Annotated in this window: 22 protein-coding genes; 9 read left to right on the top strand and 13 right to left on the bottom strand. The window is 67.3% G+C overall.

Going from position 1 to position 20,075, the window contains the following annotated elements; genetic code table 11:
* The first annotated feature begins 5 nt into the window (after positions 1 to 5).
* Positions 6 to 1,085, top strand: coding sequence for a hypothetical protein (locus MKK88_RS06390; RefSeq protein ID WP_409566624.1), 1,080 nt, complete (start codon positions 6 to 8; stop codon positions 1,083 to 1,085).
* Positions 1,086 to 1,108: 23 nt separating this feature from the next.
* On the opposite strand, the gene MKK88_RS06385 is transcribed toward MKK88_RS06390, so the two are convergent.
* Entirely contained in the window at positions 1,109 to 1,324 is a 216-nt protein-coding gene (locus MKK88_RS06385; protein ID WP_243997998.1) for a hypothetical protein, read from the bottom strand.
* Positions 1,325 to 1,542: 218 nt separating this feature from the next.
* Between MKK88_RS06385 and MKK88_RS06380 the strand changes: the two genes are divergently transcribed.
* A complete protein-coding gene (locus tag MKK88_RS06380) occupies positions 1,543 to 1,791 on the top strand; it encodes a hypothetical protein (RefSeq protein WP_243997996.1) in 249 nt (82 codons plus the stop codon).
* A 194-nt stretch (positions 1,792 to 1,985) separates the two neighbouring features.
* On the top strand, positions 1,986 to 2,627 hold the full coding sequence (locus MKK88_RS06375) for a hypothetical protein (RefSeq protein WP_243997994.1): 642 nt from the start codon (positions 1,986 to 1,988) through the stop codon (positions 2,625 to 2,627).
* Positions 2,628 to 2,670: 43 nt separating this feature from the next.
* Here MKK88_RS06375 and MKK88_RS06370 read toward each other — a convergent pair whose 3' ends face one another.
* On the bottom strand, positions 2,671 to 3,252 hold the full coding sequence (locus tag MKK88_RS06370; RefSeq protein WP_243998207.1) for a polysaccharide biosynthesis/export family protein: 582 nt from the start codon (positions 3,250 to 3,252) through the stop codon (positions 2,671 to 2,673).
* A gap of 185 nt (positions 3,253 to 3,437) precedes the next feature.
* Between MKK88_RS06370 and MKK88_RS06365 the strand changes: the two genes are divergently transcribed.
* Positions 3,438 to 5,642: a GumC family protein gene (locus MKK88_RS06365; RefSeq protein WP_243997991.1), complete on the top strand. Its 2,205-nt coding sequence runs from the start codon at positions 3,438 to 3,440 to the stop codon at positions 5,640 to 5,642.
* A 47-nt stretch (positions 5,643 to 5,689) separates the two neighbouring features.
* Here the strand turns inward: MKK88_RS06365 and MKK88_RS06360 are convergent, their stop codons facing one another.
* Positions 5,690 to 6,874 carry a GNAT family N-acetyltransferase gene (locus MKK88_RS06360; protein ID WP_243997989.1) on the bottom strand — a complete coding sequence of 395 codons (1,185 nt, stop codon included), beginning with the start codon at positions 6,872 to 6,874 and terminating at the stop codon, positions 5,690 to 5,692.
* Positions 6,875 to 7,122: 248 nt separating this feature from the next.
* Between MKK88_RS06360 and MKK88_RS06355 the strand changes: the two genes are divergently transcribed.
* Positions 7,123 to 8,184: a polysaccharide deacetylase family protein gene (locus MKK88_RS06355; RefSeq protein ID WP_243997987.1), complete on the top strand. Its 1,062-nt coding sequence runs from the start codon at positions 7,123 to 7,125 to the stop codon at positions 8,182 to 8,184.
* A 6-nt stretch (positions 8,185 to 8,190) separates the two neighbouring features.
* On the opposite strand, the gene MKK88_RS06350 is transcribed toward MKK88_RS06355, so the two are convergent.
* Both MKK88_RS06350 and MKK88_RS06345 read right to left on the bottom strand, forming a co-directional pair.
* Positions 8,191 to 8,529: a hypothetical protein gene (locus MKK88_RS06350; protein WP_279602110.1), complete on the bottom strand. Its 339-nt coding sequence runs from the start codon at positions 8,527 to 8,529 to the stop codon at positions 8,191 to 8,193.
* Between the two features lie 83 nt (positions 8,530 to 8,612).
* The gene (locus tag MKK88_RS06345) at positions 8,613 to 8,819 is read right to left on the bottom strand and encodes a DUF2842 domain-containing protein (RefSeq protein WP_243997983.1); all 207 of its coding nucleotides are present in this window, start codon (positions 8,817 to 8,819) and stop codon (positions 8,613 to 8,615) included.
* A 176-nt stretch (positions 8,820 to 8,995) separates the two neighbouring features.
* On the opposite strand from MKK88_RS06345, the gene MKK88_RS06340 reads away from it, so the two are divergent.
* The 4 genes from MKK88_RS06340 to MKK88_RS06325 all read left to right on the top strand — a co-directional run bounded on the left by MKK88_RS06340 (position 8,996) and on the right by MKK88_RS06325 (position 14,031).
* Positions 8,996 to 10,111, top strand: coding sequence for a COX15/CtaA family protein (locus MKK88_RS06340; protein WP_243997981.1), 1,116 nt, complete (start codon positions 8,996 to 8,998; stop codon positions 10,109 to 10,111).
* A gap of 239 nt (positions 10,112 to 10,350) precedes the next feature.
* Complete coding sequence (trhA, locus tag MKK88_RS06335) at positions 10,351 to 11,034, top strand: PAQR family membrane homeostasis protein TrhA (protein WP_243998205.1); 684 nt, start codon at positions 10,351 to 10,353, stop codon at positions 11,032 to 11,034.
* A gap of 131 nt (positions 11,035 to 11,165) precedes the next feature.
* A complete protein-coding gene (locus MKK88_RS06330; protein WP_243997979.1) occupies positions 11,166 to 12,365 on the top strand; it encodes a glycosyltransferase family 4 protein in 1,200 nt (399 codons plus the stop codon).
* A gap of 145 nt (positions 12,366 to 12,510) precedes the next feature.
* Complete coding sequence (locus tag MKK88_RS06325; protein ID WP_243997977.1) at positions 12,511 to 14,031, top strand: undecaprenyl-phosphate glucose phosphotransferase; 1,521 nt, start codon at positions 12,511 to 12,513, stop codon at positions 14,029 to 14,031.
* A 51-nt stretch (positions 14,032 to 14,082) separates the two neighbouring features.
* On the opposite strand, the gene MKK88_RS06320 is transcribed toward MKK88_RS06325, so the two are convergent.
* From MKK88_RS06320 to MKK88_RS06285, 8 genes are all read right to left on the bottom strand, one after another.
* The gene (locus MKK88_RS06320; RefSeq protein ID WP_243997975.1) at positions 14,083 to 14,436 is read right to left on the bottom strand and encodes a hypothetical protein; all 354 of its coding nucleotides are present in this window, start codon (positions 14,434 to 14,436) and stop codon (positions 14,083 to 14,085) included.
* 206 nt (positions 14,437 to 14,642) lie between these two features.
* Positions 14,643 to 15,281, bottom strand: coding sequence for a hypothetical protein (locus tag MKK88_RS06315; protein WP_243997973.1), 639 nt, complete (start codon positions 15,279 to 15,281; stop codon positions 14,643 to 14,645).
* Between the two features lie 14 nt (positions 15,282 to 15,295).
* Positions 15,296 to 16,189 carry an ABC transporter permease gene (locus MKK88_RS06310; RefSeq protein ID WP_243997971.1) on the bottom strand — a complete coding sequence of 298 codons (894 nt, stop codon included), beginning with the start codon at positions 16,187 to 16,189 and terminating at the stop codon, positions 15,296 to 15,298.
* A gap of 43 nt (positions 16,190 to 16,232) precedes the next feature.
* Positions 16,233 to 16,976: an ABC transporter ATP-binding protein gene (locus tag MKK88_RS06305; RefSeq protein WP_243997969.1), complete on the bottom strand. Its 744-nt coding sequence runs from the start codon at positions 16,974 to 16,976 to the stop codon at positions 16,233 to 16,235.
* Positions 16,973 to 17,212, bottom strand: coding sequence for a hypothetical protein (locus MKK88_RS06300; RefSeq protein WP_243997967.1), 240 nt, complete (start codon positions 17,210 to 17,212; stop codon positions 16,973 to 16,975). The genes MKK88_RS06305 and MKK88_RS06300 overlap by 4 nt, the downstream gene beginning before the upstream one ends.
* Positions 17,212 to 17,643 (bottom strand): hypothetical protein, encoded by a 432-nt coding sequence (locus tag MKK88_RS06295; protein WP_243997965.1) that lies wholly within the window; start codon positions 17,641 to 17,643, stop codon positions 17,212 to 17,214. Before MKK88_RS06295 ends, MKK88_RS06300 begins: the two co-directional genes overlap by 1 nt.
* 58 nt (positions 17,644 to 17,701) lie before the next feature.
* Complete coding sequence (locus MKK88_RS06290) at positions 17,702 to 18,685, bottom strand: YVTN family beta-propeller repeat protein (RefSeq protein WP_243997962.1); 984 nt, start codon at positions 18,683 to 18,685, stop codon at positions 17,702 to 17,704.
* A gap of 136 nt (positions 18,686 to 18,821) precedes the next feature.
* Positions 18,822 to 20,057: an ABC transporter substrate-binding protein gene (locus MKK88_RS06285; protein ID WP_243997960.1), complete on the bottom strand. Its 1,236-nt coding sequence runs from the start codon at positions 20,055 to 20,057 to the stop codon at positions 18,822 to 18,824.
* Positions 20,058 to 20,075: the final 18 nt, after the last annotated feature.

The raw sequence follows: 20,075 nt of genomic DNA, 5'->3' as shown, positions 1-20,075 counted from the left end.
GTTAGATGAGACGCCCGTTGCGAATGCAGCTTCCCGCCGCCCGATTTCCCGCGGTCTTTGCCGTCGCGCTGCTGGCCGCTTATCCGGCTTCCGCGCAGACGCCCGCCGCCAACATCGCCGCGACCCCCGCGGTCGAACGGATCAAGGAGGTGCCCGCGGTCGCAGCCGTCGATCCGGCGACCATCAAGCCGGGCCAGATCCTGTTCACCGATCACCGCGACAAGCCCACGGCGCCGGAGAACGGGCTGATCCCGTATCTCGATTGGCAGAAGGTGCGGCCCGCGGAGGCGGCGGTGCTCGCCCCCTACCCGGGCTACAAGGAGCCCGACTACACCGTCACGGTGAACGGGGTGACCAAGCCGCGGCATGAGACCCTCAAGGTCTACGTGGCCGAGGGGCGTTTCGTCGTGCCCCGCCCACCGGAGTCGATCGACATCGCGTCCTACGCGAACCTCGCCTTCGTTCAGAAGATGGATCCGGCGATCAAGCACCGCGCCGTCTCGGTTGCCGATGTCACGCCCAACAAGGATCCGGCCGCCGCCTTCGCCAAGCGGCCGGACCGCCCCTGGTGCGAGGGTGCTGGGGCCTGCATCGAGTCGCGCTACGATCTTGAGGGCAAGCTGCCGCTCGGTGTGAAGCTCGCCAACAAGCTCGAAGAGGGCTCGGCCAAGAAGATCGCCGAGTATGTCTCGTTCCAGAGTGAGCTCCGGGCGCTCGGGCCCGATCAGGACGGGCCGCTCCGGGCTCTGACCAAGATCGACACGCCGGTCACCGGCGGGCTGGAACAGACGATCTTCTGGGTCAACCAGATCCTACGCTTCGGTAAGTTCCTGGCGGTGTTCCAGCCGATGCCGAACGACCCGGGCAAGACGGTCGTCACCACCTACATGGCCCTCGCCATCAAGGGCGACGTGCTCGACCGGAAGGCCGAATATGCCCGGGTGCCGGTGCTCAAGAACCTGCTGCCCGCACAGGTGCTGATGGGCAATTCGAGCTTCAACACCGGCACGTCGATCAGTGCCGGCCTGCCGGTCTATGCCCGGAACCGGATCACCACCTTCGCGGACGCGCTGGCGAAGCGCTGAGCGCATCCGCGCGCAGCGCCCGTTTACATACCGCGGTTGCCGATCGTCGGCAGCGTGGGCTGCGTGTAGGCCCGGTTGACGTCCCGCCGGGTCTGCGTGCCGTTGGTGTTGCTTGAAGCGCGGTAATTGTCGAGGTTGAAGCTCTCGGCGAGGCCGCTGCGGGAGTCCGACCCGTTGCTGGCGCAGGCACACAGGCCGCCGACCGTCAGCGCGGAGAAGGCCAGAAGAAAGAGACGCATGAGGGGTCCTGGCGGGTTCGGCGTTCATCGACGAAAGGGTCGTGTCGCCATCGTCAGGGCCGGGAACACCCCGTCAAGGGCGAGCGCCAACCGTGAATCGGTTCTGCGGCCTCCGATGCGCGGCGGCCACGAAAAATCCACCACGCCGCTCGTTTGCGGCGGATAGGGGCCGGGACCCACTGGCGAATCCAGGGTGTTTCGGGCGACAACGTTCGGCGATGAGCAATGTCTTGCCCTTCCGTCCCCGCGCGACCGTCGCGCGCCTCGCCCGCTGTGAGGTCGTCACCGTGGCGGGCGACCTTCTTGAGCTGCTCGAGCGGCTGGAGGATGTGAGTGCGCGCGCCGCCGCCATGGGGCGTCCGGCTCGTGAGGTCGAACGCACGGTCCAGCATCTTCTGGATGCGGTCAGTGCGGTGGAGCGCGCCCTCGACTGTATCGGCGAGGGCGAGCAATCGGCGCCAGCCTGAGCGACGTCTTGCCGGATCCGGCGGAACCGATTCGCTCGACCAATAGCCTTTTGATCCGTCGAATACCGAACATCCCCAACATCGCGAAGTGATTCTGCGTAGAGCAACTTGACTGGAACCCAATCGCACAGCTTGCGGTTGAGGGACGGATGCTCACGTCGAGTATGGTTCCGGAGGACGCTATGACGCTTCGCATGGGCTGGATGCTGGCGGTCGTTGCGACCGGGGGACTGGTCGCCGGGAGCGGAACCCGTGCCGACGCGGCCGAGATGGGTTTCCTCGAGATGCTGTTCGGAGCGCGCCCGACGCCGCAGTCGGCTCAGCCGGTGCCGTCCTCGACGCCCTCCTATGCACCCTCGGCGGCGAACCGGGCGGTACCGCGGCTTGGCGCGGCCCGGCGGCGTTTTCAGACGCGCTACGCTGCCTTGCCGGTTAAGATCCGCGTGAAGGAAGCGGATATTTCGCCGCGTCAGATCTCGATCGATATGAAGGCCGGTGCGACGGCGGCGTTTCTCAAGGACGAGACCCTGCAGCCCGGCGACATCGTCGTGCTGAACACGGGCGCCCGGGTCTTCACCGGCAATCCGGATAAACGTCACACCGTGCGGGATTTCGAGCCGGCGCAGGCTTCGCGGTTCGTCAGTAGAGGAACGCGCAAGGTTCTGGCGGGGCTGTTCACGCCCGTCGGCGCGATGCCTGCCCAGGAAGCGCGCCGCATGATGGCTCGGGCCAACACCCCGGTTCCGGCGGTCGCCACGCCGATCCCCGCGCAGAAGACCGCCATGCGCATCATCAATCCGTGGCGGGTTGGAGGATCAGCTACCGACGCGCGCTGACGCCAGTCCGGGCGCCGCACACCTGTGACAGTGACCGACCCCCTCAGAAGAAGCGTTCCTTGACCACGATCGTGTCGCCGGGCCGGACCGAGTAGGTCATCGGCACGATACCCGAGATCAGCTTGCCGCCACCCGTATCGCGGGTAAGGACGGCATAATCGCGGGCCGCGCGGGGGCCGAAGCCCGCGGCGATCGCCACGGCAGTCTCGACCGTCATGCCGTTGACGAATGGGTATTGGCCTGACGTCGTGACCTCACCCAGAATATAGAACGGCCGATAGGAATCGACCTCCACCGTGACGTGCGGTTCGCGCACGAAGCCCGAGGCGAGCTTGGCTTCGATGGAGCGCGCCGCCTGGCCGGTGGTCTGTCCACCGACTTGGACGACGCCGATCAACGGCATCGCGATCCGCCCTGCCCCATCGACAGCGTAAATATTCGACAGGTTGTCCTGGCCGAAGACGATCACCCGGAGCTTGTCGCCCGCCGCCAGAGTGTAGCGCGCGGCGATCGACCCGGTGCCGGTGGCATCGAGCTGATCGGTCCGGAAGGTCGGACGCAGGCATCCGCCAAGCGCCAGAGTCGTGCCGAGGGAGAGGAGGAGAGCGCGCCGGTTCATCACCATCGCCGTCATGGATGCGGTTGCCCAAAGGTTTAGGCTGTTAAGGTTAACGAAGTCTGATCATCGCGATCGCCCAGCGTCTTGCTGTGGGTGCGGCGGCTTTAACTCTTGAGCAACCTTAATATCCGCAAATAGCGGACGGGCGGCTCAACGTGCTGCCGGTCTGCCCCCGCGCCCAGAGCGTCCGCATGTCTCGTATTCGTCAACGCTCGATCGAAGCCTCACCGGTCTCGCCGTCCGGTGCGGAGGACGGTCTCGGTCTCGGCCTCGGGCAAGTGCCGCGCATTCTGCGCCGATCGCTCGGTTGGATCGTCGGACCGACGCTGGTCGTCGCCCTGGGCGCTACCGTCTTCGTCAACGTCGTGAGCCCACGCTACACCGGTGAGTCGAAGATCCTTCTCGAAAGCCGGGATCCCGCCTTCGCCCGCACCGCGCAGGAGCGTGGCGATCAGCTCGCGCCGATCGACGAGCAGGCTGTCGCGAGTCAAGTCCAGGTCGTGATGTCGCGAGATCTCGCCCGGGAGGCGATCCGCCGCCTCAAGCTCGTCGGCAACCCGGAATTCGATCCCGGCGCCGGCAGCATCGGTCCCGTACAGCGCGTGCTGATGATGCTTGGCCTCGGCGCCAATCCTCTGGATCGCCCGGCTGAAGATCGAGTGCTCGACGCCTATTTCGAGCACCTGCTGGTCTATCCGGCCGGTAAGTCGCGCATCCTGACCATCGAGTTCCGCGCCAAGGATGCGGCGCTTGCCGCCGAAGCCGCCAACACCATCGCGAAGCTCTACATCTCGTCGCTCGAAGCCGACAAGGTCGACACCGCCCGCTACGCCTCCACTTGGCTCGGCGGCAATATTGACGGGCTGCGCAAGCGGGTGGCGGAGGCCGAGGCAAAGGTCGAGGCGTTCCGCGCGAAGAACGGCCTCGTCGGCAGCACGACAGGTCGGCCGCTCAACGCGCAGCAACTCGGTGAGCTTTCGAGCCAGCTTTCCGCGGCCCGGATCCTGAAGGCGGACCTCACCGGCAAAGTGAAGGCCATCAAGGACCTGATCAAGGACGGGCGCGCCTTCGAGATCCCGGATGTCGCCAACAACGAGGTCATCCGGCGCATCGTGGAAAACCGCATCGCGGTGCGGGCGCAGCTGGCTCTCGAATCACGGACCCTGCTGCCGGCACACCCGCGCATCAAGGAGCTCAAGGCCCAGCTTGAGGATCTCGACGCTCAGATCAAGGCCTCCGCCGAGCGGATCGTCCGCACGATGGACAACGATTCCAAGATCGCCGACGCTCGGGTCGACAGCCTCCAGGCGGCGGTGGATGGGCAGCAGGACGTCGTCGTCCGCGGCAATTCCAGCGAGATCCAGCTGCGTGCGCTGGAGCGCGAGGCCAAGGCGCAGCGCGAGCAGCTCGAATCCTATCTGTCGCGCTACCGCGAGGCGGCGGCTCGCGACGGCGAAGCCGCAACCCCGGCCGATGCCCGTATCGTCTCCCGGGCGGTCACGCCGGAGGTACCGTCCTTCCCGAAGAAGCTGCCGATCATCGCGTTCGCCACTCTGATCACGCTGATGCTCTCGGCCGGCGCCGTCATTGCCCGTGCCCTGCTGGCGGATGCCGCAAGGAACGCGGCCAATCGGGACAATGCCTTCGAACCAGCGGAGGATCGTCAGCGGCGCGAGCCGATCCTCGAACGGCCGCTCTTCGCCTTCCCGGAGGCCATGCCGCCGGCCGATTGGACCAAGGCGTCCGATCCTCCGGCCACGTTGGCGGAGGAGGTTCCGGCTTCCGCCGCGGAAGCGTTCCACCTCGCCCCGCTGATCGCTCGGATCGCTTCCGCGCCGCGCGCCGCCGATGCCCCCACCGGCCGCCGCATCCTGGTTCTGGAGACTGGCCGGGCGAACGGCGTCGCAGGCCTGTCCGACGCCCTGACGCGGGCCCTCGGCGCTTCCGGCACGCTCGTCGACGTCGCGCTGGGTGCCGGGCATATCGACGGCAAGCTCGGCTTCACCGATCTGATCGCTGGCGACGCAGCCTTCCTCGACGTGATTCAGGCGGATCGGGTCAGCGGACTGCACAGGATCGAAGCCGGGCGGCACGCAACATCCGTGTTGTTCGACGAGCCGGATGCCTTGACCCTGACCTTCGAGGCGATGGCGGAGGCGTATGATTGGGTCGTCTGCTGCCTCCAGGCCCCTCCGGACGCCCACGGTCTCATCGACCTCGTCGGCGGCTTCATGGATACGGTGGTGATCGCCTCGAACGCTTCGGCGGACGATCCGGCGCTGGCCGACCTCTACGCCGCGGCCCAGGAGGCGGGGGCCGGCCAGATCCTCGTCGCGCAGGATCGGCCGGCGGCCGGCGATGCGAGCGATGCCGAGCTTCGCCTCAACGCCGCGTGAATGTGAGAGCCGTCACCCGATCGTGTTGCAACGATCGGGGATGGCCTTCAGCCCCGGCGCAGCTTCCTCAGGCGCTGAAAGGCAGTGTACAGGCGCGGGTCGCGCTTGATACTGCGCTTGGCGCGCACAACCCCCTGCCGAAGCGCACCATAGGTACGCCCCGCCAGCGATACCGGGATGACGGCCTCGACCAACTCGATGATCTCGTTGCAGATGCTGGCCTTGTAGCGCGCCTCGCCGACACCGAGATCGAAGCCGAGCCGTCCCCGCGCCGCCTGCTCGCGCACCAAGTGCTGCAGGAGCAGATCCCCGGGGCTGTAGCGGGCGATCTCGGGATCCGGATCGAAGGCGGTCATCATCCCGCTGTACCGGCGCCCGGTGACCGCGCCGCCGAAGGTTGCCAGCACCCGTCCGCTTTCCACGATGTAGAGCGCATGGATCTCCACCGCCGGGTCCGGACCGGACGCGGCCGCCGTGAGGAAGGCGCGGATCGATGGATCGGCGTAGGGATCGGCGACGCCCATCGCGGCGAACCGGTTGGCCTTGTGCGCGTAGAAGGCGGCGAGGAAATGAGCGACGTCGTCGCCCGTTTCAGCGCGCCGATAGGCCACCGGCCCCTGCGCCTCGATCAGGCGCTTCTCCTTCGAGCGCAGCTTCTTCCGCGCATCGGCGCTGAAGACCCGACGCAACGTGGCTTCAGGGTCCGTTTCGAGGGTCAGCCCGTAGCCGTTGCTGGCCTCGGGCTCGCCGGATGCCGCGAACGGGTTGGCCGCGCCGTCCCACGACCGAGGCTGATGGTGCAGCGCGTAGACGTCGATGCCGGCCAAACGTCCGGCCCGGATCAGCGCCGCGATAACGTCACCCGCATCCATCGCCGCCGCGTCGCGACCCGCGAACAGGGGGAGATGATAATTCGCGTGGGTGCCGCCCACCGTCCGGGCGATGCACAGGCCCAGACGCCGCTCCAGGACGAGCGGCAGCAGGATCCGGGCGCGGCCCTCGCCGTCCCGCAGGACGAGGATCCGCGCGTCGCTCATCAGCCCGCGCGCCTGGAGGAAAGCCATCGTCCAGTCGTATCGCTGGTAGGGCGTCTGAAGGTTCCCGGAATCGGACTCCATCCGGCGCCAGACGGCTTCGGCGGCCGCCGGATCGCCGATGAGGTCCGCCGCGAGCGATCCGCCCGCCGGAGCATGGATCCTGTCCGTACCCGTCGCCTGAAGGCCGACCGCCATTGTCCCTGACCCCTGCTGGACCGCGCACGGTCGTCCCTCACGTGTCGACTTTCATCCTCGGCCACTGAACAAGCGGTGGGGTTCAACATCAAAGCGAACACGTCACGTGTGATTTGGGCGCTAAAACCTGCCGCTTGGCTAATCAATGGTTGCGCGCATACTGACCATCCGTCCATCTTTCGACTTTGTTTACCGCGGCGCACGCAGGGTGTCGTCCGTGGGCCGAACGGCCTGATCGGTCAGGGGCCATGCTGTCGTCGCGCACCAAGCATCGGGTCTTCGCGACCGGGTTCCGCGCGATCCAGGCCCTCGGGGCGGATCGTTGGCTGACCCCGGCCTCCCGCGGTCTCGGTGTGATCCTCACCTTTCATCACGTCAGCCCGGATCCGCCGCCAGCCTTCGCGCCGAACCGTCTGTTGTCGATCACGCCGGACTTTCTCGATCTCACTTTGCGCGAACTGGATGCCCGGGGCTTCGAGGTCATTGGCCTCGACGCCGTGCCGGAGCGCTTGGCCGAACCCGATTACGGCCCGCCCTTCGCAGTCCTGACCTTCGATGACGGCTATCGGGACAACGTCGCGCATGCCCGCCCGGTCCTCGCCCGACACGGCGTCCCCTGGACGCTGTTCGTTACCAGCGCCTTCGCGGACCAGACCGGCCGGTTGTGGTGGCTCGAACTGGAACGCGCCATCGCGCGGCTCGACCGGGTCCGGATCGAGATCGGCGCACGCACCGTCGATCTGCCGACGCGCAGCCCAGGGGAGAAGGCGATTGCCTTCGATGCCCTTTATCGCGACCTGCGTGGCGGGACCGAGCCAGAGCTCCTGGCGCGGATCGCAGGACTTTGTCGTCAGGCCGGATTTGCGCCCGGGCGGATCGCCTCCGAACTGTGCCTCTCATGGTCGGAGCTGCGCGAGCTTGCGGGGGATCCCGCCGTCACCATCGGGGCTCACACGGTGAGCCACCCGATGCTGGCGAAACATCCCGAGGCGTTCGCCGCCCGGGAGATCGCCGAGGGTCGGGCCCGGATCGAGGCGGCCCTCGATCGTTCTGTACGGCACCTGTCCTATCCGGTTGGCGATCCGGGCTCGGCGGGGCCACGGGAATTCGAACTGGCCCGCAGCCTGGGCTTTGCGAGCGGCGTGACGACCCGACCCGGCCACCTCTTCGCCGGCCATGCCGGCCATCTCCATGCCCTGCCCCGGGTCTCGGTCAACGGCTGCCATCAATCGCGGGCTGCCCTGGCCGGCCTGCTCTCCGGTGTGCCGTTCCTGGCCTGGAACCGCGGCCGCCGCCTCAACGTGGCGTGACGGGTGCTAACGCCGCCGCCGGTGGCGATAGCCGGTCGAGAACGAGGCGTATTGCCGCCCGCGATGCCCGCGATAGCGCCGACGGCCGCTTGAGGCGGGTTCTGCCGCCTCCTCGACCTGCGGGATAGCCTCCGCCATGGCGGCCGCGGGCGTCGGTGCGCTGTCGGCGGAGGCGAAGCCGCCCGCCACGTTTTTGGCCGCGGGGCCGAACATCGCCAAGCACTGATTGTAGGCCAGATCGTTCTTCAGCCGCTCGCATTCGCCGATCGACCGCGGGGTCCCTTGAGCCAGGGCCGGCAGGGGGGCGAGCAGCACGGCGAGGGCTGCCAGGGACGTGAGGCGCATGGAGGAACGAAGCACGACGCAGCTATCTTGGGAGCGGACGGGCCGCTTCTGATCCCGGAGTGCGGCGAAATCGAGGGGTCGCTTCAGCGATCCGGCCGTTCCATCCAGCGGATCAGCGGCATCAGCGGGAAAATCCAGGCGATCCCCAGGATCGAGTAGAGTACGGCCTGCACGGCGGCCGGCGTCTCCGAGATGCGACTGTCCGCCAGGGACATCGCCAGCGGGCCGTAGAGGCAGACGAAGGCCAGGATCGCCAGGGTGCCGATCAGGGTTCGGGTGCGGCGGCGCATGACGTCTCGTGCTGGTTCTGCGATGATCCTCTGCACGAGGGCTATCGCCCGGTCTCGCGCTTGGCAACGCGCAGCCTGCCGCGGGCTGCGGCGCCGCCGACGTTGCTGCGGGGCCGCGTATATCCTAACTCGGCGCGGGGATCGGCGCATCCCGGTCCTGGGCAGAGGGACGGCGTATGCTGACGAGAGGTGCGGGCGAGCCGCGTTCCGGCGCGGTGCGGGCATGGCTTTACGTAGTTGCCGCCCTGGTGGTCGCCATGGTGGCGGTCGGCGGTGCGACCCGGCTCACGGGTTCCGGCCTCTCCATCACCGAGTGGCGACCCGTCACCGGCATCGTCCCACCCCTTTCCGAATCCGATTGGGCTGCGGAATTCGCCAAGTACAAGGATACGCCCCAGTACAACATCCTGAACCAGGGGATGGGCCTGTCGGCCTTCAAGACCCTGTACGGCTGGGAATGGGGACACCGCCTGCTCGGCCGGCTGATCGGCCTCGTGTTCTTCCTCCCGCTGGCCGTGTTCTGGTGGCAGGGACGGATCAGCCGTAAGCTCGGGCTTGGCCTCCTCGGCCTCGGCGTGCTGGGCGGCCTGCAGGGCGCCATCGGTTGGATTATGGTGGCCTCGGGCCTTCAGCCCGGCATGACCGCGGTCGCCCCGCTCAAGCTCGCGCTGCATCTCACAACCGCGAGCCTGATCCTGGCGGGACTGATCTGGCTGGCGGCGGGCGAGCGTGGTCGCGCGCTGGAGCCGGCTCCGACCCGCCTGCGCGCGACCGCAGCTTTGCTGCCGGTGCTCGTTCTCGTGCAGATTTTCCTCGGTGGGCTCGTCGCGGGCTCGCATGCGGGTCTGGTCTACAACACGTGGCCCACGATGGATGGAGCACTGGTCCCCACCGCCGATACCCTGTTCGCGATCCGCCCCTGGATCGAGAACTTCGTGGACAATCACGCCCTGGTTCAGTTCGACCACCGGATGACCGCGTATCTCGTGATCCTCGTGGCAATCCTGCACGCCGTCGATGCCAGACTGACCGGGCCAGCCGGTGCTGCGGGACGCGCGGCGGGGGTGGCCGTCCTGGCGCTGGCCCAGGCGGCGCTCGGGATCGCGACGCTGCTGCTCGCCATCCCACTCTGGGCGGCGCTGGCCCATCAGGTCTTGGCGATGGCGGTTCTGACAATGGCGACGGTCCACGCCCGGCTCAGCCGCGGCGTCGGAGAGGCGATCGGGCAACCGCGACCCGCGCGCGCGGGCTTGCCGATCGGCTTCGAAGGCCTCGCCGGGCGCAGCGCCTAGTCGGGATCCGCCACCGTGGCCACCGGCTCTGCGCCCGACCAACGGCCAGAGCCGGCCGAATGGTGACCCGCCAGCCCAAGTCTGCCTAGACTTCCCTGCGGTGCGGCAAGGCTGCCGCACCGCACGAGAGCTATAACGGTCCTGGGGAATCCTTGGGATAACTCCAGCTCAGCACTCTGCACAGGGAACGATCAAGTCTTCTCAAGCTTTAAGCTGCACGCGTTGCAGGAGGCTTCATGATGTCTCTCGCGGAGGATGGTCGCCCGCTGTCGTTGACGTGGCATTACACGCCCCGCGAGATCATGGCGGACGGCGTGATCCATGGGCTCGGGGTTGTCCTGGGACTGGCCGGTGCCGTGGCGCTGGTAGCGACGGCGGTCACCGCGCATCTGGGTCTGGGCGAGCGCGTCGCCGTCGTCGTGTACGCGACCGCCCTGGTGCTGATGCTCGGCGTTTCGGCCCTGTACAATCTCTACCCGGTCAGCCCACGCAAGTGGTTGCTGCGCCGGGCCGACCACGCTCTGATCTACCTGATGATCGCCGGCACCTACACGCCGCTCGTCGCCCTCGTTGGGTCCGGAGCGCGGGCGTATTTGCTGCTGGCGCTGATCTGGGCAGTCGCGCTGATCGGGATCGCCGTCAAGCTCCTGCTGCCCGGGCGGTTCGACCGTCTCTCCATCGGTCTTTACCTGCTGCTCGGCTGGAGCGGCCTGTTCGCCTACGAGTCGGTGATCGCGAGCCTTCAGCCGACCGCCCTGTGGTTGCTGGCGATCGGCGGCGCACTCTACTCGATTGGTGTGGTCTTCCACGTCTGGCGCACCCTGCCGTTCCAGAACGCGATCTGGCACGGCTTCGTGCTGGCCGCCACCGCCTGCCACTACGGAACCATCTGGGCCAGCCTGAACGGGCTACCTTTGACGTGACTTGTTTTCGAGGCAGTAAAACTCCGGTTACCGTCTTGAGGAAAAGCCTTCTCCCAGGTCTCTACGTTTAAGACACGCTCGACCACTGGCGCACCATAAAACCCGGGACAGTTTCTACCGGGAGCGATACCGTGGTCGCCAAGTCGAACGAGGCTCGAACCCCAGAGCGTTACCGGATCCTGCATGTCTTCCGGGCCCCGGTTGGGGGACTCTTCCGGCATGTGATGGATCTGGCCCGGCTCCAGGCTGCCGCGGGTCACGCGGTCGGCATCGTCTGCGACTCGACGACGGGCGGCGAGCGTGGCGAACGGGCTCTTGCTGATCTTCTGCCCTGCCTCGAACTCGGTCTCGTCCGGATCCCGATGCAGCGCAATCCGGACCGGTCGGACTGTACCTGCCTGAAGGCGGTTGCCCGGCGGGCGGCCATGGTCGAGGCCAATGTCCTCCACGGCCACGGCGCCAAGGGTGGCGCTTACGCCCGGCTCGCCCGGAGCAGCGCGGCGATCCGAAGCTACACCCCGCATGGCGGCAGCTACAATTATCGGCCCGGCAGCGCGCTGCACCGCCTCTACATGGGAGCCGAGGCGATCCTCGCCCGCCGGACGGACGCCTTCCTGTTCGAGAGTGAGTATGTCGCCGGGCGGCACCGAAGCTTCGTGGGCGGACCCGCACGGGTGACGCGCATCGTCCACAACGGACTCGCCGACGCGGAATTTGCACCGCTCGAACGCGTCGAGGATCCCTTCGATCTGCTCTATGTCGGCGAGTTGCGGGAGGCCAAGGGCCTGCCGTACCTGCTCGAAGCCCTCGTCCAGCTTCGCGCGGAGGGCCGGTCGTTGCGATTGCTGATGGTCGGATCCGGGCCGGATGCCGAGATCCTGCGCGAGAACGTCGACCGCCTCGGACTCGGCGGCGCAGTCTCCTTCGAGCCGCCGCAGGCGATCCGGTCCGTCCTGGCGCGCGGCCGGATCCTGGTGGTTCCCTCCCTCGCTGAATCGCTGCCCTACGTGGTCCTCGAGGCTGCGGCCGCGCAGCAGCCGCTGGTTTCGACCCGGGTTGGGGGCATCCCCGAGATCTTCGGGGAGGCAGCGGGCGATCTCATCCCCGCACGCGATTCTTCCGCCCTCGCCTCCGGTATCCGAACAATCCTCGATGAGGCGCCCGAGGTGCTCGCGGCCCGGGTGCGCGCGCTCAGCGCTTCGGTCCATGAGCGGTTCTCCCTGGAGCGCATGGGCAGCGAAGTGATCTCGGGCTATGCGGCCGCGTTCCAGGCCCGCGGCGACCGCCGTACCGTCAAGGTGCCGGAGATCGCGGGCGCTCGGACCGCCTGAGACAAGCCGCCGAAACACGATGGCTAGCAGCCCGCCCGCAACGATCAAGATCGTCGCGGGCGGTTCGCCCTTAAGTCTTCCGACAATGCTTCATGCCAAGCTGTAATTGCGGAAACCGCCGGCGGGTGTGGAAGAGGGCCGTTCGATGAGTGCGTTCGATATCCGCGATCTGTTGGAAGCCGCCAGTCCTCTCGATTCGCAATCCGCCCCCCAGGCCGACCGCGCGGTACCGCTGGCCGAGACCGCCCTGCCGGGCGCGCCGGCGATCTCCCCGGTTGTGGTGGCGGGGCTGGTCCGGGGGGCGGAGTGCATCCTGATCTTCGGCCTCGGCGCGCTCCTGCACCTTCTCATGCTGCGCGGACGCGTTCCGTTCGGCCTGACCTATGCCGGTGCGATCGGGATGATCGCGTTGATCACGGTGGCCCTGACCCAGACGGCGGGCTGTTACCGCATCGCCGCGTTTCGCGCCTTCTCCAAGACCGCGCTCCGACTGATCGCCGCCTGGTCGCTCACCTTCCTGATGGTTGCCGCCGGGCTGGTCCTGGCGAAGGTCGCCGATCACTATTCGCGGCTGTGGCTGGCGACGTTCTATGGCTCAGGGCTCACCGTGCTCCTTCTCGGGCGGTTCGTCCTGTACCGGGTCATCGATGCGCAGACGCGGGCCGGCCGATTCGATCGGCGCACCGCGATCGTCGGCGGCGGCAAACCGGCCGAAGAGCTGATTGCCGCCCTCGAGACGCAGAGCGATAGCGGGATCCGCATCGTCGGCGTTTTCGATGACCGCAACACCGACCGTTCCTCGGACGTGGTGGCGGGGCACCCAAAGCTCGGGAATGTCGACGACCTCGTGGCCTATGCCCGGAGCGCACGGCTCGACCTGATCGTCTTCACCATTCCCATCACCGCCGAAGGCCGCATCCTGCAGATGCTGGCCAAGCTGTGGGTCCTGCCGATCGATATTCGGCTCTCGGCACACGCGGCCAAGCTGCGCCTGCGGCCACGCAGCTATTCCTATCTCGGATCCGTTCCGGTGCTCGACGTGTTCGACAAGCCGATCGCCGACTGGGATGTCGTCGTGAAGGCGCTGTTCGACCGCTGCGTCGGGCTGCTGATGCTGCTGGCCCTGTCGCCGATCATGCTCGGCGTGGCGCTCGCCGTCCGGCTGACGTCCCGCGGGCCAGTGCTGTTCCGGCAGAAGCGGCATGGCTTCAACAACGAGCTGATCGAGGTGTTCAAGTTCCGCTCGATGTATGTCGATCAATGCGACGCAGGGGCGGCCAGGATGGTCACCCGCGGCGATCCGCGGGTGACCCCGGTCGGCCGGTTCATCCGTAAGACGTCGCTCGATGAGCTACCGCAGCTGTTCAACGTTCTGAAGGGCGACCTGTCGCTCGTCGGCCCGCGGCCCCACGCCCTTCAGGCCAAAGCCGCCAATACCCTCTACGATCAAGTGGTCGACGGTTATTTCGCCCGTCACAAGGTGAAACCCGGCATCACCGGCTGGGCGCAGATCAACGGCTGGCGCGGCGAGACCGATACATCCGAGAAATTGCAGCGACGCGTCGAGCACGACCTCTACTACATTGAGAACTGGTCGGTTCTCCTCGATCTCCAGATCCTGGCGACGACGCCGTTCGCGCTGCTGAAGACCGAGAACGCGTACTGACCTCGGCGACGCGGCCCCGACCAGAAGCTGGTCGGGGCCGCGTGTTGCGCCCTACGGCAGCGCGCCGGCCTTCTCCTTGGCCTTCATGATCGTGTCGCGGCAGCCCTGGGCGTCGCCGGCCTTATCCTGCTCGCCGGCCTTCGCGACGAGCTTCTTGGCTTCCTCCACGCCCGCGGCCGTCGGCTTCACGCTGGCATCGCCCTTGGTCAGTGCCGGGGGCTTGTCGAGGGCCTTCGGGGAATCCGACGAGGTCACGCCGCCGGGCGGTGTCTTGCCCGTCACCATGGCCGCGCCGGCGCTGTCGAGCCGCCGCTGCAGGGTGCTGACTTCGTCGGCGCACGGTGTCGCGAGGGCGGGCGTTGCTGCGGCGATGGCCAGGGCTGCGGCGGCAAGACGGAACATCATCGGGTTGGATCTCCTGACGGCATGGTGCGTCCGGCGCACGACCCCAATGGGCGCGCCGGAACGACTCTCCGAGGAGACGCCGGGCGCACAGGCCCGTTCCCGAGACAGGAGGCCGCATGCGGGCGATCCGAAACGCAGGCGGGCGCCCGGCGCGGTCAGATGACCGCTGAGGCGCCCGTCATTCGAGGGTGAACGATGCAGATCTGTCAGAGCTTCGCCTGGATCATCCGCGCGATCTCACCCAGCCGCTGCTCGAGAAGCTGCGGCACTTCGCAGACATAGGTCAGCGACTGGCTGCGCTCCTGGAAGATGCGGCGGTCCCAGGCGAACTTCGTTTCGAGTTCTGACTGGTCCTTCGGGAGTTCTGTGGCGTCGGTCGCGCTCGGCGCGTCCTTGGTCTGGCTGATCTTGTCGGCCTCGTCGCGGATCCGCTCCGCCATCCGGCGCTGGCCCTGCGAATAGCGGGCAATGCCGCCCACGACCTTGTCGCGCTCGCCGTTGATCACCTCGAAGACGCCCGCATAAACCCGGGTCAGGGCCTTGTCCTTAGCGTCCTTGTCGCTGCCGAACTTGCTGGAAAAGTCATCGAGGAGCGGTCCGACCTGCGATAGGTCGGTGCGCCGGGAGGCGATCTTCTGGGCGAGCACGGCCGCATCGTTGTCGCTGCCCCAGTCGCCCGCTGCCGCGATGTCCGGCCCGGTCCAGAACTGGCCCGGGCTGAGGGTCGCGACTTTGCGCTGCACGCAGGGCCAGTCCGGATCGGCCTTGGGCTGCGCCATGGCCGGGCCGGCCAGCAGGATCAGGCCGAGGGTGGAGCCGAGGAAGCGGCGGGCGATACGGTTCATCGAAACGGGCTCCATCAGGGGGTCTCGCCGGCCGGGCCGCCGCGCCGGGCCATGATGCCGCGGCCGGGATCATAGGCGATCACCGCCATGCCGAAAAAAGCGAGGGTGACGCCCACCACCACGGCGCAGGCCACGGGCTCGAACTGGACGTAGAGGGCATAGCGGACGAGCTGGACCGCGTGGCTGAACGGGTTGAGCTCGCAGATCCAGTAGAGGGTCTCGGACGATTCCCTTATCCGCCACAGCGGGTAGAGGGCCGAGGAGGCGAAGAACATCGGGAAGATCACGAAGTTCATCACGCTGGCGAAGTTCTCGAGCTGGCGCACCAGCGAGGACAGGAACAGGCCGATCGCACCGAGCATCAGCCCCGACGCGAGGAAGGCCGGGAGAGCCGTGAGGTAGCCCAGCGGCGGGATGTCGGTCTCCCAGAAATAGGCGACCGCCAGGAACGCGTAGGCCTGCACGACCGAGACCGCGACGCCGGCGATCAGCTTGGCCAGTAACAGCAGCCAGCGCGGATAGGGCGAGGTCAGCAGGACCTTCATCGAGCCGACCTCGCGGTCGTAGACCATCGAGAGCGACGATTGCATGCCGTTGAACAGCTGGATCATCACGGCGAGGCCGGGCACCACGTAGACCTCGTAGAGCACGTAGGTCTGGTAGGGCGGCTCGATCGAGACACCGAGCGTATTGCGAAAGCCCGCCGCGAAGATGAACAGCCACACGAGGGGCCGGACCAGGGCCGAGAAGAACCGCTCCTTCTGATTGAAAAAGCGCAGGAGCTCCCGACGGACGATGCCGCCGAGGCAGATCAGGTAGCCGACCGTGTCGAGCCGGCCGATCCGGACTGGGGCGGTGCGGGCCGGCACCGTCGTGACGGGGGTGGAGACATGCGTCGGCGCCGTCATGGATGCTGCCTCCGATCCTGCGAATCGCCGCTTGTCCGCCCGGTCATGCCGCCGCCCTCCCCGGCTCCGCCACGATGCGCCGGAACGCGTCGGCGAGCGCCTCCCCGGGCGCGCCGATATCGCCGGCCCGGCCCCAGGCAACAATCCGGCCGCGATGGAGCACGATCGCGTCGTCCTCGGGCGAAATCTCCTCGAAGATGTGGGTCGCCCAGAGGACCGACAGGCCCTCCTCGCGCACCAGCGCCCGGACGATCGCGACGATATCGGCGCGCGATTCGAGATCGAGGCCCACCGTGGGCTCGTCGAGGAGGAGCAGGTCCGGACGATGTATCAGCGAACGGGCGATTTCGATGCGGCGCGACTGGCCGCCCGAGAGCGTCCGGACCTTGTCGTGGCGCCGGTCGGAGAGCCCCACGCGGTCGAGGAGGAGGCCGACGCGTTCCTTCCCGGCGCCGCGGGCGATGCCGTGCAGGCTGGCGTGGTAGAGAAGGTTCTGCTCGACGGTGAGGTCTGTATCGAGGGTGCGCGCCTGGAACACCACACCGAGCCGGGCGAGCGCCCGAGAGGGCTCGCGATCGAGCGCGTGACCGAAGATCGAGACCCGCCCGGTCTGGTTGTTGTAGAGGCGGGTGATCACCGAAAACAGCGTGGTCTTGCCGGCGCCGTTCGGCCCGAGCAGGGCCGCGAAGCGCCCGCGCCCAACCTCGAGCGACACATCGTCGAGGGCCGCCCGGGCGCCGAAGCGATGGCCGACATGCTCGACGCGCAGGGCGGCATCGGCGCTCATCGGCCCAGCACCTTCCAAGCGTCGGCGACGGCATCGAGGCACTCGTCGTACTCACCCTCCTTCTGCTCCCGTTCGGCGACCCGCAGGGCCTTGCGAAGCTTGGGCAACGCGGATTCAGGCGGGTTCAGCGCCAGGGCGTCGCGGATCATCGCGATGCCTTCGGAACAGGCGGAGGCGTCGTCGGCGAGCGCAGGCCCGGCGCACAGGAGAGTCGAGACGAGTAGGATCGCACGCATCACTTCACCGTCAGCGTGCCGGTCATGCCCTTGGATTCGAGTCCATGCGCCGCCCAGGTGTAGGTGCCCGGCTTGATCGCCACGAACTCGATCGCGATCTCGCCCGGATCGTCGAACTCCAGGTGGTCGGGCGGGCCGCCACCGTGGATTTCCTTGTGCTCGATCACGATCTGGTTGAACCAGATGTACCGGAAGAACTCCGGCGCATAGAATTTGTATTCCTGGCGTCCCTTGGCGACGATGCGCAGCCGGTAGGCCTTGCCGGATTCCAGCGTGATGTCCTTGTTCTCGACCACGAAATCGTTGCCCTGATCGTCGCCGAGGACAAGATCGGGCAGGTTCTCCCGCTTCTTGGTGAGATCCAGCGAAAGGGCCGGACCAGCTGCGAGCATCCCCGCGCAGGCGAAGACGGCCCATCGAAACATCCGCATCGTGTCGCTTCCTGCCCTCTGCCGCCGATCGGGCGGTCTTGATTGCGGCGGCTCCGGATCAGTTCGGCGAGATGGCTACGCCCCACGGCAGCAGGCCGACCGGAATGCTTTTGACCACCTTTTCGGAGGCCACATCGATCACCGAGACATCGTTGGAGGTGCCGTTCGTGGTGAAGAGCTGCTTCTGGTCCGGCGTGAAGGCCAGTTGCCAGACGCGCTGGCCCACGGGCAGGTATTTTTCGACCGTGTAGGTCTTGGCGTCGATCACCGCGACGCGATTGGCAGGCCCGAGCGCCACGAAGGCCTTGGACCCGTCCTTGGTGATCCGGATGCCGACAGGCTGGATCGCCTCGTCGTTCACGCTCGGGATCTTGAAGGTGATTTTCTTGATCACCCGGCGTTGGGCGACATCGATCACGCTCACCGTGCCGCCGACCTCCGCGGACACCCACAGGAACTTGCCGTCGGCGGTGAACTCGGCGAAGCGCGGGCGCGCATCCACCAGCACGTTGTCGATGACCTGGAACGTCTTTGTGTCGATGAAGTGGGCCATATTGGTCGTCTCGGAGGTGTTGACCAAGACCTTGCCGTCCGGCGACAGGCCCATTCCCTCCGGCTCGACGCCGACCGGCACCTCGGCCAGCACCTTGTTCTTCTCGATGTCGATGATGGTGACTTGGCTGTCGTCCTCGTTGGCGACGTACAGCGGGTTGCCCGAGGCATCGAGGATGAACTGCTCCGGGTCCGGCCCCGAGCGGAGCGAGCGGACCACCTTGCCGGAGCTGGTGTCGAGCACGTCGATCCGGTCGTCGTCGCTGGCGCAGACGAACAGCTCCTTGCCGTCCTTGGACAGGGTCACGCCGCGGGGGCGTCGCCCGACCTTCCACGTGGCGGTGACCGCCATCGTGTTGCTGTCGATGACGCTGACCGAATTGCCCTTCTCGTTGGTGACGTAAGCCGTGAAGGCGGCCGCCGGACCGCATAGGGCAACCCACGTGCCGAGGGCGACAACGCTCAGTCCTGCCACGATGCGGCGGCTCATGCCTTTCCCTTCCCTGAAATCTTCCCGGCGTCCCGTGACGGTGCTCGATCCGGGAACGTTCTTGCGGGGCGATAGTAGTGCGATATCCGCGTGTTGCGAGAGTCTCGGCCGCTCGTCAACGCCGCAGGTACTCCGCTCACTTGAACTTGCAGGTGGTTTCGGGGAGATCCACCCCGAGTGTGTCGAGCGGCGTGCGCTGATGCAGGAAGCCCTGCTCGGGGGCCACCGAGACCAACGCTTTCGGCTGGACCACGATGATCGCCTGCCGCAGCTGGTGGTCCCAGGGACGGAAGCTCAGCGGCACACCCTTGTAGGCCGGCAGCGTGAACTCAGGCTCGACGAGATAGGGCGCGATCACGGCCGGATCGTTGGTCTTCTTGGCGGTCACCGCCTCGCCGACCGTTCGCACCGCGGCCCAGACCTGATAATCGAGCGGTCGCATCAGCCGCCCGGCCAGCCGGCGGAACCGGTTCTGCGCCTGTGCGGCGCCCCAGGTTTCAAGGACGGGGGACCACGTGGTCGGAGTCAGGGCCTGGGTGCCGCCGACGGGCCTGGGATCCACTGTGCGATAGGGAACGTAGTCGCCCCAGTCGCCCTCCTCGTCGGCCACGATCGCCATGTCGTAGTCGAGCCCCCGGGTGAACACCATCGCCTCTGCGCGGGTCGGAGTATCGCCCCGCGCTTTGGCCAACGGCCCGAAGGTCCAGGGTTTCTCCGCAGTGATCTTGAGGGCGAATTTGCGTGCGGAGTTGCGCACTGCGTCAGCATAGGCCTTGTCGGCCTCGGTCGGTCCGACGATCAGGAAGATTTTCCGCCAGCGCATGACCGTCAGGTACTGCGCCAGAGCGTCGGTGAGCATCGCCCGGGAGGGCAGGATGTGGAACACGTTGGCCCGGCACTCCGCCCCGCGCAGCCGATCATCCGGGGCGCCGGCATTGAGCACTACAGTGCCGGTATCCTTCACGGCGTCGGATACCGCCAGCACGGCATCGGCCGGCAGCGCCAGGACGAGGTAGCGGATGCCCTTCGCCACCAGCTCCTTGGCGGCGGCGACCGGATCTGGCTTGTCGTCCGTCAGCGCGATATCGTCGAGGGTGTAGGTCTGCTTGGTGAACCGGCCGGTGGTGTTGTTGTCGGCGATGCCCATCTTGGCGCCAGCCAGCCCCTCATCCTCGGGTGCAGCTTCGGCATCGTAGGAGGACGGGGCGGGCTGGGGCCGGTAGATCAGGCCGATCGAGGTGTCGAGGGGCTGGGGCGCCGGCTGCTGCGCCCAGGCCGAGAACGGCACCAGGGCCAGCACGGCGAGGCCGGCCCGAAGCCATTGCCGCTGTGCCGGGGAACGGACGCGTATCTCGGCTGCAGGATTGTGCATAGGCACGGCCTCTATCAG

This window comes from Methylobacterium sp. E-005 (assembly GCF_022829725.1).
Lineage (GTDB): Bacteria > Pseudomonadota > Alphaproteobacteria > Rhizobiales > Beijerinckiaceae > Methylobacterium.
Note: the sequence above shows the minus strand (reverse complement) of the source record. Positions and strands in the feature narration are given on the sequence as shown.

Excerpts from the sequence above, each read along its gene's own strand:
- MKK88_RS06390 (WP_409566624.1), top strand. The coding sequence starts at position 6 with ATGAGACGCCCGTTGCGAATGCAGCTTCCCGCCGCCCGATTTCCCGCG.
- MKK88_RS06385 (WP_243997998.1), bottom strand. The coding sequence starts at position 1,324 with ATGCGTCTCTTTCTTCTGGCCTTCTCCGCGCTGACGGTCGGCGGCCTG.
- MKK88_RS06380 (WP_243997996.1), top strand. The coding sequence starts at position 1,543 with ATGAGCAATGTCTTGCCCTTCCGTCCCCGCGCGACCGTCGCGCGCCTC.
- MKK88_RS06375 (WP_243997994.1), top strand. The coding sequence starts at position 1,986 with ATGGGCTGGATGCTGGCGGTCGTTGCGACCGGGGGACTGGTCGCCGGG.
- MKK88_RS06370 (WP_243998207.1), bottom strand. The coding sequence starts at position 3,252 with ATGGTGATGAACCGGCGCGCTCTCCTCCTCTCCCTCGGCACGACTCTG.
- MKK88_RS06365 (WP_243997991.1), top strand. The coding sequence starts at position 3,438 with ATGTCTCGTATTCGTCAACGCTCGATCGAAGCCTCACCGGTCTCGCCG.
- MKK88_RS06360 (WP_243997989.1), bottom strand. The coding sequence starts at position 6,874 with ATGGCGGTCGGCCTTCAGGCGACGGGTACGGACAGGATCCATGCTCCG.
- MKK88_RS06355 (WP_243997987.1), top strand. The coding sequence starts at position 7,123 with ATGCTGTCGTCGCGCACCAAGCATCGGGTCTTCGCGACCGGGTTCCGC.
- MKK88_RS06350 (WP_279602110.1), bottom strand. The coding sequence starts at position 8,529 with ATGCGCCTCACGTCCCTGGCAGCCCTCGCCGTGCTGCTCGCCCCCCTG.
- MKK88_RS06345 (WP_243997983.1), bottom strand. The coding sequence starts at position 8,819 with ATGCGCCGCCGCACCCGAACCCTGATCGGCACCCTGGCGATCCTGGCC.
- MKK88_RS06340 (WP_243997981.1), top strand. The coding sequence starts at position 8,996 with ATGCTGACGAGAGGTGCGGGCGAGCCGCGTTCCGGCGCGGTGCGGGCA.
- trhA (WP_243998205.1), top strand. The coding sequence starts at position 10,351 with ATGTCTCTCGCGGAGGATGGTCGCCCGCTGTCGTTGACGTGGCATTAC.
- MKK88_RS06325 (WP_243997977.1), top strand. The coding sequence starts at position 12,511 with ATGAGTGCGTTCGATATCCGCGATCTGTTGGAAGCCGCCAGTCCTCTC.
- MKK88_RS06320 (WP_243997975.1), bottom strand. The coding sequence starts at position 14,436 with ATGATGTTCCGTCTTGCCGCCGCAGCCCTGGCCATCGCCGCAGCAACG.
- MKK88_RS06315 (WP_243997973.1), bottom strand. The coding sequence starts at position 15,281 with ATGAACCGTATCGCCCGCCGCTTCCTCGGCTCCACCCTCGGCCTGATC.
- MKK88_RS06310 (WP_243997971.1), bottom strand. The coding sequence starts at position 16,189 with ATGACGGCGCCGACGCATGTCTCCACCCCCGTCACGACGGTGCCGGCC.
- MKK88_RS06305 (WP_243997969.1), bottom strand. The coding sequence starts at position 16,976 with ATGAGCGCCGATGCCGCCCTGCGCGTCGAGCATGTCGGCCATCGCTTC.
- MKK88_RS06300 (WP_243997967.1), bottom strand. The coding sequence starts at position 17,212 with ATGCGTGCGATCCTACTCGTCTCGACTCTCCTGTGCGCCGGGCCTGCG.
- MKK88_RS06295 (WP_243997965.1), bottom strand. The coding sequence starts at position 17,643 with ATGCGGATGTTTCGATGGGCCGTCTTCGCCTGCGCGGGGATGCTCGCA.
- MKK88_RS06290 (WP_243997962.1), bottom strand. The coding sequence starts at position 18,685 with ATGAGCCGCCGCATCGTGGCAGGACTGAGCGTTGTCGCCCTCGGCACG.
- MKK88_RS06285 (WP_243997960.1), bottom strand. The coding sequence starts at position 20,057 with ATGCACAATCCTGCAGCCGAGATACGCGTCCGTTCCCCGGCACAGCGG.